The sequence below is a fragment of the Streptomyces sp. NPDC029526 genome (assembly GCF_040637405.1).
GTDB lineage: Bacteria > Actinomycetota > Actinomycetes > Streptomycetales > Streptomycetaceae > Streptomyces.
This window is the reverse complement of sequence record NZ_JBEZWE010000008.1, coordinates 77,597-90,597: the sequence shown is the minus strand read 5'-3', so window position 1 is coordinate 90,597 and position 13,001 is coordinate 77,597. Positions and strand designations below refer to the sequence as shown.

General features: G+C 73.1%; 10 protein-coding genes. 6 read left to right on the top strand and 4 right to left on the bottom strand.

The genetic code is table 11. The features are described from left to right. The first annotated feature begins 544 nt into the window (after positions 1–544). The 3 genes from AB0F01_RS19260 to AB0F01_RS19250 all read left to right on the top strand — a co-directional run bounded on the left by AB0F01_RS19260 (position 545) and on the right by AB0F01_RS19250 (position 2,637). Positions 545–1,546 (top strand): sporulation protein, encoded by a 1,002-nt coding sequence (locus tag AB0F01_RS19260; protein ID WP_362096850.1) that lies wholly within the window; start codon positions 545–547, stop codon positions 1,544–1,546. Between the two features lie 128 nt (positions 1,547–1,674). Continuing rightward, positions 1,675–2,250: a TerD family protein gene (locus tag AB0F01_RS19255; protein WP_362096847.1), complete on the top strand. Its 576-nt coding sequence runs from the start codon at positions 1,675–1,677 to the stop codon at positions 2,248–2,250. A gap of 123 nt (positions 2,251–2,373) precedes the next feature. Beyond that, positions 2,374–2,637, top strand: a complete 264-nt coding sequence (locus AB0F01_RS19250; protein ID WP_362096845.1) for a GlsB/YeaQ/YmgE family stress response membrane protein — start codon at positions 2,374–2,376, stop codon at positions 2,635–2,637. Between the two features lie 355 nt (positions 2,638–2,992). Here AB0F01_RS19250 and AB0F01_RS19245 read toward each other — a convergent pair whose 3' ends face one another. Next, positions 2,993–3,358, bottom strand: a complete 366-nt coding sequence (locus tag AB0F01_RS19245) for a metalloregulator ArsR/SmtB family transcription factor (RefSeq protein WP_362096844.1) — start codon at positions 3,356–3,358, stop codon at positions 2,993–2,995. Between the two features lie 190 nt (positions 3,359–3,548). Then, entirely contained in the window at positions 3,549–3,923 is a 375-nt protein-coding gene (locus AB0F01_RS19240) for a hypothetical protein (protein WP_362096841.1), read from the bottom strand. A gap of 473 nt (positions 3,924–4,396) precedes the next feature. On the opposite strand from AB0F01_RS19240, the gene AB0F01_RS19235 reads away from it, so the two are divergent. The 3 genes from AB0F01_RS19235 to AB0F01_RS19225 all read left to right on the top strand — a co-directional run bounded on the left by AB0F01_RS19235 (position 4,397) and on the right by AB0F01_RS19225 (position 10,545). Further along, positions 4,397–5,602: a S8 family peptidase gene (locus tag AB0F01_RS19235; RefSeq protein ID WP_362096839.1), complete on the top strand. Its 1,206-nt coding sequence runs from the start codon at positions 4,397–4,399 to the stop codon at positions 5,600–5,602. A gap of 210 nt (positions 5,603–5,812) precedes the next feature. Then, on the top strand, positions 5,813–9,187 hold the full coding sequence (locus AB0F01_RS19230) for a pyruvate carboxylase (protein WP_362096837.1): 3,375 nt from the start codon (positions 5,813–5,815) through the stop codon (positions 9,185–9,187). Positions 9,188–9,783: 596 nt separating this feature from the next. Then, the gene (locus AB0F01_RS19225; RefSeq protein WP_362096835.1) at positions 9,784–10,545 is read left to right on the top strand and encodes a PepSY domain-containing protein; all 762 of its coding nucleotides are present in this window, start codon (positions 9,784–9,786) and stop codon (positions 10,543–10,545) included. Between the two features lie 60 nt (positions 10,546–10,605). Here AB0F01_RS19225 and ligA read toward each other — a convergent pair whose 3' ends face one another. Both ligA and AB0F01_RS19215 read right to left on the bottom strand, forming a co-directional pair. After that, on the bottom strand, positions 10,606–12,720 hold the full coding sequence (ligA, locus tag AB0F01_RS19220) for an NAD-dependent DNA ligase LigA (RefSeq protein ID WP_362096833.1): 2,115 nt from the start codon (positions 12,718–12,720) through the stop codon (positions 10,606–10,608). A gap of 61 nt (positions 12,721–12,781) precedes the next feature. After that, on the bottom strand, positions 12,782–12,946 hold the full coding sequence (locus tag AB0F01_RS19215; protein ID WP_362096830.1) for a hypothetical protein: 165 nt from the start codon (positions 12,944–12,946) through the stop codon (positions 12,782–12,784). Between the last annotated feature and the right edge of the window lie 55 nt (positions 12,947–13,001).

Below are 13,001 nucleotides of genomic sequence, written 5' to 3'. Positions count from 1 at the left end.
TGCCGCCGCTCGACGGGTGCCGGTGGCGGGCCGGTGCCGCTCACGGGAGCGGCGGAGCCGGCTCAGGCGCCACGGGGCCCGGCTTCGGTCCCTCGGGCCCTACGGGGTCCGGCTCCGGTCCTCGGGATCCCGCGGGTCCGGCTCCGGTTGTTCGGCCTTCAGGGTTCCAGCTCCGGTTCCCCGGGCCCGCGCGGGTTCCCGCTCGCTCGGGATCCCGCGCCGGCGCCCCCGCCGAGGCGGACAGCGGTGAGGACAGCACCGCCCTGCACGGGCGCCGACACCGACCGTGAGGCGGGGACGGCGGGGCCCGGCCGCGCCGGGTCGCGGTGGCGCGGCAACTGCCACGCCACCCGCCCCGACCGCCCCGCACGACCACGGCCCCCGGAGTCGGCGGCAGACGCTTTTCGGCCGATGTCGTGGCGCCCGCCCCGACCTGGCCTTTTGCCGCCGTCCGCGGCTCTATGCTCTACGCGTTTGTAGAGGGTCCGGCCCCGTGCGGAGCTGTCCCTCGTGGCACACGTATGCGTAAGGAGTGGACGCCACCATGGTGTTCAAGCGACTGCTCGGCTCCCTCGGAGTCGGCGGCCCCACCGTCGACACGGTCCTCGATCCCGCCCCGGTCCGTCCCGGCGGCACCCTCACCGGGCAGGTCCGCCTCCGGGGCGGCAGCGCCGGTTTCGACATCGAGCACATCACCCTGGAGCTGGTGGCCCGGGTCGAGGCCGAGCACGAGGAGGGCGAGAGCGAAGGGGTCGTCGCCTTCGAGCGCTTCACCGTCGGCGGCGGCTTCCGCCTCGCCGAAGAGGAGCACCGTGACGTCCCGTTCGCCGTGACCCTGCCCTGGGAGACACCCGTCACCGAACTCCACGGGCAGCCCCTGGGCATCGTGCTCGGCGTGCGCACCGAACTGGCGGTGGCCGGGGCCCGGGACAAGGGCGACCTCGACGCCCTGGCGGTGGCTCCGCTGCCCGCCCAGGAAACGGTCCTCGAGGCCCTGGGACAGCTCGGCTTCGGGTTCCGCTCCGCGGACCTGGAGTACGGGCGGATCGGCGGCACCGGACAACAGCTCCCCTTCTACCAGGAGATCGAGCTCACCCCGGCGCCGCAGTACGCCCACCAGGTCAACGAGATCGAGGTGACCTTCCTGGCACACCCCGGCGGCATGGAGGTGGTCCTGGAGGCGGACAAGCGCGGGGGACCGTTCTCCGGCGGCCACGACGCGATCACCCGCTTCACCGTCCCCCACGACGGCCCGGCCGACCCGGTCGCCGAGGTCGACGGCTGGATCCGCCACCTGGTGGAGCACCGGGCCTCCTACGGCGCTCACGGCGCGTACGGCCACGGCGACCCGTACGGCGGGCACGGTCTCGGCGGTCACCACGAGGGGCACCACCGCTCCGGTCCGGGCATGGGCACGGCGGTCGCCGCGGGTGCCGCGGGCCTCGCCGTCGGTGTGGCCGGCGGCCTGGTCGCGGCCGAAGTCGTCGACGAGGTGGGGGACTTCTTCGAGGACGACGAGGACGGGGACGAGGGGGACGAGGGCTGAGCGTGCCCGGCGCGGGAGGGGCGGCCCGGGGCCACCCCTCCGTTCGTTCTACAGTGCTGTAGATTCGACGGGAGCGGGGCCACGCACGCACCGGGTCCCGACCGCGCACGCCGAGAAGGAGTCACACCGTGGGAGTTTCCCTGTCCAAGGGCGGCAACGTCTCGCTGAGCAAGGAGGCGCCGGGGCTGACCGCCATTCTGGTCGGCCTGGGCTGGGACGTCCGCACCACCACCGGTACGGACTACGACCTGGACGCCTCCGCGCTGCTCCTGGACGCCTCCGGCAAGGTGCCGTCCGACCAGCACTTCGTCTTCTACAACAACCTGCGGAGCCCGGACGGTTCGGTCGAGCACACCGGCGACAACCTCACCGGTGAGGGCGAGGGCGACGACGAGTCCGTCAAGGTGAACCTGGCCGGTGTCCCCGCCGGGATCGACCGGATCGTCTTCCCCGTCTCCATCCACGACGCCGAGAACCGGGGCCAGAGCTTCGGCCAGGTGCGCAACGCCTTCATCCGCGTCGTGAACCAGGCCGACGGTGCCGAGATCGCGCGTTACGACCTGTCGGAGGACGCGGCCACCGAGACCGCGATGATCTTCGGCGAGCTCTACCGGCACGGCTCCGAGTGGAAGTTCCGCGCCGTCGGGCAGGGGTACGCCTCCGGACTGGCGGGCATCGCCGCCGACTTCGGCGTCAACGTCTGACCGGGCCGGCCCGCCGCCGCATCCCACCGCCGCCCGGGGCCCCCGGGCGGCGTACCGGGACTGCCGGACCGTGGAGCGGGCACCCGGAGGAAGACACCAACGACTGAGGGGTGACGGACGCTCATGGAGATCTCAGGCATCATCAGCGCCATCGTCATCGGCATCGTGATCGGGGTGCTCGGCCGGCTCGTCGTCCCCGGACGGCAGCGGATCGGGGTCCTGTGGACGATCCTGATCGGCATCGTCGCCGCGTTCATCGGCACCGGCATCGCCTCCGGCCTCGGAGTCGCCGACACCAAGGGCGTCGACTGGGTCGAGTGGCTGATCCAGATCGCCCTGGCCGCGCTCGGCGTGGCCGCGGTCAGCCGGATCAAGCTGCGCGGCTGAGCGGGCGGCGCGGCTGAGCGCACCGCCCGCCGTACGCGGCGCGCTCTGTACGCGCCGCACCGCTGATCCGACCGAACGCGCCGCACCGCTGATCCGACCGTACGCGCCGCACCGCTGATCGGACCGTGCGCCCGACCGGCCGACCCGCCCAATCCGCCGAGTCCGCCGACCCGCCAAGTCCGCCGACTCGGCCGGACCCGGACCGATCGTCCCGTCCCGGTCGCGGAGTGGCGGACCGCCGCTCCCGGGACGCCAGGGGTGCTCCCGCCCCCGCGGCACCCCCGCCGTCCCGGAAGCCGAGCGAGGTCCCCGGGCCCGAGCCGAGCGAGCGTCCCCGGGCCCGAGCTGGCCCGCCTCACCGACCCGGGGGCGGCCCGGCCGACACCGGCGGAGCGTCGCTCTGCCGGAGTTCGGCGAGGAGTTCGCTCTGGCCCGCCAGCAGTTCCGTGAGGATGCGGCGGGCCGCCCGCAGGAGCTCGGCGACGTCGCCGCCGGCGAGGGCGTAGCGGACCGTGGAGCCCTCGCGCACCGACACCACGATGCCGGACCGGCGCAGCACGGCCAGTTGCTGCGACAGGCTCGACGGCTCGATGTCGATATCGGCGAGCAGGTCCCGTACCGGAACCGGCCCGTGCTGCAACAGTTCCAGCACTCTGATCCGCACCGGATGTCCGAGCATGCGGAAGAACTCCGCCTTGGCCTGATAGAGGGGGACCTGCATGCTGCGCTCTCCCTGCCGCATCGGGGTGTCCGCCGGGGCGGCGCCCGGCCGCGCCGCCCCGCCGTGTTCGTTCGCAAGCCGATCCTTCTCGCCCGGGGCCGCGCACATCCGTGGATTGGGATCATCTTGATGTGGTGACTTGAAGAAGTCTTCACATCGTGGGCATGCGTCGGCCCGGGCTTCGGGACGGTCAGACTTCCAGCTGTTCCTCGATCCGCTTGAGCTGGTGGCGGGCCATCGCCAGGTTCGACCGGGACTTGTCGAGCACCACGTACAGGAAGAGGCCGTTGCCCGACCGCCCGGTGACCAGCCGGATGAGGTGGTACTGGCCGCCGAGGGTGATGAGGATGTCCTCGATCTGCCCGGTCAGGCCCAGCAGTTCCATGGTGCGCACCTTGGCCCTGATGACGTCCGTGTTGCCGGCCGCCGCGACCGTGAGGTCCAGGTCCTTGCCCCCGCCCAGGGTTCCCAGGGCCATGCCGCTGGAGTAGTCGACGACGGCTGCTCCGAGGCACCCCTCGATGGCGGTCATGATTTCCTTCAGCGACACTTCCACACTCGCCATGGACCCATCCTCTGCTCGTAGGTGTGACGACAGGAGGCGGACGCCGCGTGTGAGCGGCTCTCGCCCTGTCCGGTGCCGGAACGTTAGGCAAGTGACCGGGGCATGTGGGGGCGTCTGACCGGTGCTGATCCGTAGTGATCGAAAACATGCGTCGGTGAACCCCTGTTCGGCCGACCTGTGCGCGAATCCCTTCGCACTGCTCCCGAAAACGCCCGACCCCGTGAGAATTGGGTGAGGGGATGGTCACACGGTTCCCGCAGCCGCTCGTCTCCGCTTCAATCAACGCGCTCACCTGCGCCTTCGTCGCGGGGTTGGTTCCGACTTGGGCGGACCTTGTGGAGATGTGACCGGGCGTCAACCCGCCCCCTGAGCAGCACTATTGATCTGACCGTGACAACTGGTCACGCTTCTCGTCATCCTCCGCGCAACGCCGTGCCGGAGGACATCCCCCCACGACGAGGAGACCCCTCTTCATGTCGCACCAGATGCGTACCGGCGCCCGCAGGATCACCCTCGCCACCTTCGTGGCGGCCGCCACCACCGCAGCCCTCCTCGGGGCACCGTCCGCCCACGCCGACGCACCCGCCCAGGGCACCGTGTACGGCCTGAACGCCGAGAACGCCGTGGCCGGCAGCTACATCGTCCTGCTCGACGAGGACACCACGTCCGCCGCCAAGAAGAAGCTGGCGAAGGAGTACGGCGGCACCCTCAGCCGCACCTACACGGCCGCCGTCGACGGCTTCTCCGCCACCGGCCTCACCGCGACCGAGGCCAGGCGCCTCGCCGCCGACCCCGCCGTCGGCACGGTCGTCGCCAACCGCACCCTGCACACCACCGCCACCCAGACCGACCCGCCGTCCTGGGGCCTGGACCGCGTCGACCAGGAGGACACCGCCGGCGACGCCAAGTACACCTACCCCGACCAGGCGGGCGAGGGCGTCACCGCCTACGTCATCGACACCGGTGTCCGCGTCACCCACGAGGACTTCGAGGGCCGCGCCCGCCACGGCTACGACGCCGTCGACGACGACGACACCGCCGACGACGGCAACGGCCACGGCACGCACGTCGCCGCCACCATCGCCGGAGCCGCCCACGGAGTCGCCAAGAAGGCCGACATCGTGGCCGTCAGAGTCCTCGACGACAACGGCTCCGGCACCACCGAGCAGGTCGTCGCCGGCATCGACTGGGTCACCGAGAACCACCAGGGACCCTCCGTCGCCAACATGAGCCTCGGCGGCGCCGCCGACCCGGCCCTGGACGCGGCGGTCAGCAAGGCCGTCGCCGCCGGCGTCACCTTCGCGGTCGCCGCCGGCAACGAGTCCGCCGACGCCGGCCAGGGCTCGCCCGCCCGTGTCCCGGAGGCCCTCACGGTCGCCTCCAGCACCAAGGACGACGCCCAGTCCGACTTCTCCAACTACGGCTCCGTCGTCGACCTGTACGCGCCGGGCTCCGACATCACCTCGGCCTGGAACGACAGCGACCAGGGCACCAAAACGATATCCGGCACCTCCATGGCGAGCCCCCACGTCGCCGGCGCGGTCGCCGTCTACCTGGCCGGCCACCCCGACGCCACCCCCGCCGCCGTCGCCACCGCACTGACCGACGGAGCCACCGCCGACAAGATCGGCAACCCCGGAGCGCAGACCCCGAACAAGCTCCTGAAGATCACCGAATAGCCCGCCGCCCACTGGGCAGCAGCCCCGGGGGGCCGCGACGGGAACCGATCCCGTCGCGGCCCCCCCGCACCGGTTCCGGACGCCCCCGCGGCACCCGGCCGCCGGTGCGGACGACGAGACCGGCGCCGGTGAGTGGCCCGGTTCACATGGCGTACCGGACGTGCCACCGACACGATGGTCTTCGTCACCGGCAGGCTGAAGGGATCAAGAATGTTCCGCAAGGTGCTGGTCGCCAATCGCGGTGAGATCGCGATTCGGGCGTTCCGCGCGGGCTACGAGCTGGGTGCCCGGACCGTGGCCGTCTTCCCGCACGAGGACCGCAACTCGCTGCACCGGCTCAAGGCCGACGAGGCCTACGAGATCGGCGAGCCCGGTCACCCCGTGCGCGCCTACCTCTCCGTCGAGGAGATCGTGCGCGCCGCGCGCCGTGCCGGGGCCGACGCCATCTACCCGGGATACGGCTTCCTGTCCGAGAACCCCGAGCTGGCGCGGGCCTGCGAGGAGGCGGGCATCACCTTCGTCGGACCGAGCGCGCACATCCTGGAGCTGACCGGGAACAAGGCCCGCGCCGTGGCCGCCGCCCGGGAGGCGGGCGTGCCCGTCCTCGGCTCCTCCGAGCCGTCCACCGACGTCGACGCCCTCGTGCGGGCCGCCGACGACATCGGCTTCCCCGTCTTCGTCAAGGCGGTCGCCGGCGGCGGCGGACGCGGCATGCGCCGCGTCGAGGAACCCGGCCAGCTGCGCGAGGCCATCGAGGCCGCCTCCCGCGAGGCGGCGTCCGCCTTCGGCGACCCGACCGTCTTCCTGGAGAAGGCCGTCGTCGAACCCCGCCACATCGAGGTGCAGATCCTCGCCGACGGCGAGGGCAACGTCATGCACCTCTACGAGCGGGACTGCTCCGTGCAGCGCCGCCACCAGAAGGTCGTCGAACTCGCCCCCGCGCCGAACCTCGACCCCGCCCTGCGCGACCGCATCTGCGACGACGCCGTACGCTTCGCCCGGCAGATCGGCTACCGCAACGCCGGCACCGTGGAGTTCCTCCTCGACCGCGACGGCAACCACGTCTTCATCGAGATGAACCCCCGCATCCAGGTCGAGCACACGGTGACCGAGGAGGTCACCGACGTCGACCTCGTCCAGTCGCAGCTGCGCATCGCCGCCGGTGAGACCCTCGCCGACCTCGGCCTCTCCCAGGAGACCGTCACCCTGCGGGGCGCCGCGCTCCAGTGCCGCATCACCACCGAGGACCCCGCCAACGGCTTCCGCCCCGACACCGGCCGGATCAGCGCCTACCGCTCCCCGGGCGGCTCCGGCATCCGCCTCGACGGCGGCACCACCCACGCCGGCACCGAGATCTCCGCCCACTTCGACTCCATGCTGGTCAAACTGACCTGCCGGGGCCGGGACTTCGCCACCGCGGTGGGCCGCGCCCGGCGCGCCGTCGCCGAGTTCCGCATCCGCGGCGTCGCCACCAACATCCCCTTCCTCCAGGCGGTCCTGGACGACCCCGACTTCCAGGCCGGCCGGGTCACCACCTCCTTCATCGAGCAGCGCCCGCACCTGCTCACCGCGCGCCACTCCGCCGACCGCGGCACCAAGCTGCTGACCTACCTCGCCGACGTCACGGTCAACAAGCCGCACGGCGAACGCCCCGAACTCATCGACCCGCTGACCAAGCTGCCCGAGGTCCCGGCCGGGGAACCGCCCGCGGGCTCCCGTCAGCGGCTCGCCGAACTCGGCCCCGAGGGCTTCGCCTCCTGGCTGCGCGCGTCCCCCACCATCGGCGTCACCGACACCACCTTCCGCGACGCCCACCAGTCGCTGCTCGCCACCCGGGTCCGCAGCAAGGACCTGCTGGCCGTCGCCCCGGTGGTCGCCCGCACCCTGCCCGAGCTGCTCTCCCTGGAGTGCTGGGGCGGCGCCACCTACGACGTCGCCCTGCGCTTCCTCGCCGAGGACCCCTGGGAGCGCCTGGCCGCCCTGCGCGAGGCCGTGCCCAACCTCTGCCTGCAGATGCTGCTGCGCGGCCGCAACACCGTCGGCTACACCCCCTACCCGACCGAGGTCACCGACGCCTTCGTCCAGGAGGCCGCGGCCACCGGCATCGACATCTTCCGCATCTTCGACGCCCTCAACGACGTCAACCAGATGCGCCCCGCCATCGACGCCGTCCGCGAGACCGGCACCGCCGTCGCCGAGGTCGCCCTCTGCTACACGGCCGACCTGTCCGACCCCTCCGAGCGGCTCTACACGCTCGACTACTACCTCCGCCTCGCCGAGCAGATCGTCGAGGCCGGCGCCCACGTCCTGGCCGTCAAGGACATGGCGGGACTGCTGCGCGCCCCGGCCGCCGCGACCCTGGTGTCCGCCCTGCGCCGCGAGTTCGACCTGCCCGTCCACCTGCACACCCACGACACCGCCGGCGGACAGCTCGCCACCTACCTCGCCGCGATCCAGGCCGGCGCCGACGCCGTCGACGGAGCGGTCGCCTCCATGGCCGGCACCACCTCCCAGCCGTCCCTGTCGGCGCTCGTCGCGGCCACCGACCACTCCGAGCGCCCCACCGGCCTCGACCTCCAGGCCGTCGGCGACCTGGAGCCCTACTGGGAGAGCGTCCGCAAGGTCTACGCGCCCTTCGAGGCCGGCCTGGCCTCCCCGACCGGCCGCGTCTACCACCACGAGATCCCCGGCGGTCAGCTCTCCAACCTGCGCACCCAGGCCATCGCGCTGGGCCTCGGCGACCGCTTCGAGGACATCGAGGCGATGTACGCCGCCGCCGACCGCATGCTCGGCCGCCTGGTGAAGGTCACCCCCTCCTCCAAGGTGGTCGGCGACCTCGCCCTGCACCTGGTCGGCGCCGGTGTCTCCCCCCGCGACTTCGAGGAGTCCCCGGACCGCTTCGACATCCCCGACTCGGTCATCGGGTTCCTGCGCGGCGAACTGGGCACCCCGCCCGGCGGCTGGCCCGAGCCCTTCCGCACCAAGGCCCTGCGGGGCCGCGCCGAGGCCAAGCCCGTGCAGGACCTGAGCCCCGACGACCGGACCGGCCTCGCCAAGGACCGCCGGGCGACCCTCAACCGGCTGCTCTTCCCCAGCCCCACGCGGGAGTTCGACACCCACCGCAGCTCCTTCGGCGACACCAGCGTCCTGGACAGCAAGGACTTCTTCTACGGTCTGCGCCCGGGCAAGGAGTACAGCGTCGACCTCGAACCCGGGGTGCGGCTGCTCATCGAGCTCCAGGCCATCGGCGACGCCGACGAGCGCGGCATGCGCACCGTGATGGCCACGCTCAACGGGCAGCTGCGGCCGATCCAGGTCCGCGACCACGCCGCCGCCTCCGACGTCCCCGTCACCGAGAAGGCCGACCGCGCCAACCCCGGCCACGTGGCCGCCCCGTTCGCCGGCGTGGTCACCCTCGCCGTCGCCGAGGGCGACCAGGTGTCGGCGGGCGCCACGGTGGCGACCATCGAGGCCATGAAGATGGAAGCCGCGATCACCGCCCCGAAGGACGGCACCGTGTCGCGGCTGGCCATCAACCGCATCCAGCAGGTGGAGGGCGGCGACCTCCTGGTCGAACTCGCCTGATCCGACCCCGGCCCCGGGCCGACGGGACCGCGCGGGACGGACGGCGAAGCAGCCGCTCGCCCCCGGCAGGACGACGCCCCTGTGCGCCTCCTGCTGGGGTGCGGGCGTCCCGGGGACGGGCCCGGCGCGGGACACGGCACCTCGGTCGTCTCCCGCGGCCGTGGTGCCAGGGTGTCCGGCCGGCGGAGCCTCCAGAGCCTCCGGCGGGTCCGCGGGTCCCGGGGACCAGGGGTTCAGGTGCCCGGGTCCGGGGCCCACGGGTCGCCGGGATCACGAGTCCCCGGGATCACGCGGTTTCCGGGGTGCGACGAGGCGGGCGGCAGGGCGCTCCGGCGGGCCCCACCGGGCCGCCCGCCTGGCGGCCGAGCGCCCGGCGGGCGGCCCGGGCGAGGGCGTCGGACCGGGAGCCGGGAGTAACTTCGAGGTCGGCGCATCAGCGCAACAACGCACCAGCTCATCGGCGCGGAGGGCCCGTTGCCCGTCGGCAGTCGAGCCACCCCACCCGGCCATTCCGGTGGTTTCGATGGGGCTGCCGTGTGCTCGTGTGGGGCCGGGGTTACGGGAGCAGTATGAGCTCTTTGCGACGTGTTTCCCCTGTGCGTTCCCTCGCCGTCGTCTGTGCGCTGGGCGCGTCCACCCTGCTGCTGACCGCCTGCGGGAGCAGCGGTTCCGACCGCGCCGATGTCGCCGCGGCGGCCCCGACCAGCCCGGGTGCCACCTCGGCGACCGCGACCTCCGCCTCGCCCTCCCCGTCCGCCTCGCTGAGCGAGGAGCAGACCGAGCGCAAGAACCTGCTCAGCGCGGCGAAGGTCAGCTGGGACAAGGCGGCCGACACGGCCGTCCAGGAGGTACCGGACAGCCGGCTGGTGGGCCTGGAACTGAAGGCCACGCCCGCCGACGCGACGGCCTCTCCGGCAACGTCCTCGCCGGGTACCGCCTCCCCCGGGACGGCCTCGCCGGGGACCGCGAGCCCCAGCTCGCCCGCCCCGGCCCCGTCACCCGGCGCTCCGGAGTGGGAGGCCCAGGTCGCCACCGAGGACGGCACCGTGCACCGGGTCGAGATCGACGCGGTGAGCGGCGAGGTCTTCCGCACCCGGGTCGAGGAGGACCAGAGCGCGGACGACAAGCAGCAGGTCGCCACCTGGCTGAGCGACGCCACCCAGTCGCCGGATCAGGCCGTCAAGGCCGCTACGGACCGGGCCGACGGCACCGTCATGGGGCTCGAACTCGACCAGGACGACAACGAGCAGCTGATGTGGGCCGTCGACGTCGTCGACCCCGACACCTGGGTGCTCACGACCGTCGACGTCGACGCCGCCAGCGGAGAGGTCCAGAACCAGCAGGTCGACCGCGACTGACGGCCTCCCCCGAGGAGCCGGGCCGCCCGCCCCCGACGCGGGCGGCCCGCGGTGGTCCGTTCAGCCGAGGAAGTCGCCGACCAGGACGGCGAACTCGTCCGGCGTGACGAGGCGGACACCGAGCTCCTCCGCCTTGGCCCGCTTGGACCCGGCGCCCTCGCCCGCCACGACGAGCGACGTCTTGCGGGACACGCTCGACGAGGAGCGACCGCCGGCCCGTTCGACCAGTTCGTTCATCTCGTTGCGGGAGAGCTTCTCCAGCGGGCCGGTCATCGCGCCCGTGACCACCACCCGCATCCCGGCCAGCGGACCCGCCGGCGCCTCCGTCGCGCCGCTGTCGCCCGTGCCAGTGTCCCCGGTGGCCGTGTCCCCGGTGGCCGTGTCCTCGTCCGGCGGGGGAGTGGCACCGGGCTCGGTCATGGAGACCCCGGCCGCCACCAGCTTGTCCACGAGCGGTGCCAGCAAGGCGAGTTCGGCCACGATCGCCGCGGCCTTCTCCGGTCCGATGCCGTCCACCCGCTGCATGGCCGTCGCGTCGGCGGCCCGGATGCGGTCCATGGTGGCGAAGTGCCGGGCGATGCGCCGCGACATGGATCTGCCGGTGCCTCGCACCCCGAGCGCGCACAGCACCCGTGACAGCGGCCGCTGCTTCGCCCGGTCGATCGCGGCGAGCAGGTTGTCGGTGCTCGTCTCCCCCATCCGCTCCAGCGCCAGCAGTTGGTCGCGCCGCAGGGCGAACAGGTCCGCGAGGTCGGTGACCAGGCCGGCGTCGACGAGCTGGACGATCCGGGTGGACCCCAGACCCTCGATGTCGAGCTGGTCGCGGCCGACGGCGTACGCCAGCGAGGCCACCAGGTGGCAGGTGCGTCCCTGGCTGCAGCGCCAGCGCTCCTCCCGCCTGTCGATGTCCGACCCGCAGCGCGGACACTGCGCGGGGAACTCGATCGGCCGCTCCTCGCCGGTCCGCAGGTGTGCGACGGGTGCCTGGACGCGGGGGATGACGTCGCCCGCGCGCAGGACCATGACATGGTCGCCCAGGCGCAGGTCGCGTCGGGTGATGTCGGCGGGGTTGTGCAGCGTGGCGTAGGTGATGGTGGAGCCGTCGAGGACGACGGGTTCGAGGACCGCGCGCGGGGCGATGATGCCGGTGCGGCCGACGTTCCACTCGACCTCCAGCAGCCGGGTGATCTTCTCGGCGGCCGGCAGTTTGTACGCGACCGCCCAGCGGGGGGCGCGCGACCCGGAACCCGCCGCGTGCCGGTCGGCGGCGAGGTCGGCCTTGACGACGACTCCGTCGATGCCGAACGGCAGCTCGGCGCGGATCGCGGCGATCTCCGCGACCCGCTCCAGCACCCGCTCGGCGCTCTCCGTGACGATGTCCGCGGCGGCCGTGCGGACGCTGGTGTGCACGCCCAACTCGTCCGTCAGGGACATCAGTTCACCGTAGGTCAGCTCACCGAGCCGGTCGGCGGTCGCGGGATCGGTGCCCGGCAGGGCGAGCAGCCCGTACCCGAAGAAGGTCATCGGCACGGTGTAGGCGCGCTCCTTCGCCCGCAGGGTGCCCGCGGCGGCGTTGCGCGGGTTGGCGAACGGCTGCCCGCCGTGACCGGTGCGCACCTCGTTGGCGTACGCGAACTGTGCCGTCGTCATGAGGACTTCGCCCCGCACCTCCAGGGTGACCGGGTCGGTCAGCCGCTCGGGCAGCCCCTCGACGGTGCCGATCGCGTGCGAGACGTCCTCCCCGGCCGTCCCGTCGCCGCGGGTGATCAGCCGGGTGAGGCGGCCCTCGGTGTAACGGGCGGCGACGGCCAGGCCGTCCAGCTTCGGTCCGACGGCGAACCGGGTGACGTCGCGTCCGGTCCGGCGTGCCAGGGACGCCGTCCAGGCGGTGAACTCCTCGGCGGAGAAGACGTTGTCGAGGCTGAGCATCGGCACCGTGTGCGGCACGTCGCCCTCCGCCGCGCCGCCCGCGACCTTCCCGGTGGGCGACCGGGGCAGCACCTGGTCGGGGTGCGCCGCCTCCCAGGCGGCGATCTCGCGGACCAGGCGGTCGTAGGCGTCGTCGTCCAACGGCGAGGTGCCGCCCGCGTAGTAGGCGGCCGCCGCGTCGACGGCGGTGTCCACCGCGCGGGCGTAGGAGGGGGCGTCCACGATCAGTGCTGCTGATGTCGTCATGACCGTCATCCTGCCGCCCACCACTGACAGTCGGGCCGAGCGTCGGCCGCCCCCGGCCTGCTCAGCGGGCCGGTCCGACGATCAGGCACCAGTAGCCGCCGTGGCTGCCGATGCCGATCCGGCCGCCCTGCGGCACCAGTGCCGGGTCCGGCGGGCCCACCGAGGCCATCGAGCACACCGGGTCACCGACGACCCCGGCGGCGGCCATCCGCCGCGCGGCGGCCACCGCGGCGGGGGAGGTGTACCAGGAGGTGGTCGGCCCGGTGACCGTCGGGCCCGTG

Bases quoted from the DNA above. Each gene is read 5' to 3' on its own strand.
- ligA (WP_362096833.1), bottom strand. From the start codon at position 12,720: ATGACGACATCAGCAGCACTGATCGTGGACGCCCCCTCCTACGCCCGC.
- AB0F01_RS19240 (WP_362096841.1), bottom strand. From the start codon at position 3,923: ATGGCGAGTGTGGAAGTGTCGCTGAAGGAAATCATGACCGCCATCGAG.
- AB0F01_RS19245 (WP_362096844.1), bottom strand. From the start codon at position 3,358: ATGCAGGTCCCCCTCTATCAGGCCAAGGCGGAGTTCTTCCGCATGCTC.
- AB0F01_RS19230 (WP_362096837.1), top strand. From the start codon at position 5,813: ATGTTCCGCAAGGTGCTGGTCGCCAATCGCGGTGAGATCGCGATTCGG.
- AB0F01_RS19250 (WP_362096845.1), top strand. From the start codon at position 2,374: ATGGAGATCTCAGGCATCATCAGCGCCATCGTCATCGGCATCGTGATC.
- AB0F01_RS19235 (WP_362096839.1), top strand. From the start codon at position 4,397: ATGTCGCACCAGATGCGTACCGGCGCCCGCAGGATCACCCTCGCCACC.
- AB0F01_RS19260 (WP_362096850.1), top strand. From the start codon at position 545: ATGGTGTTCAAGCGACTGCTCGGCTCCCTCGGAGTCGGCGGCCCCACC.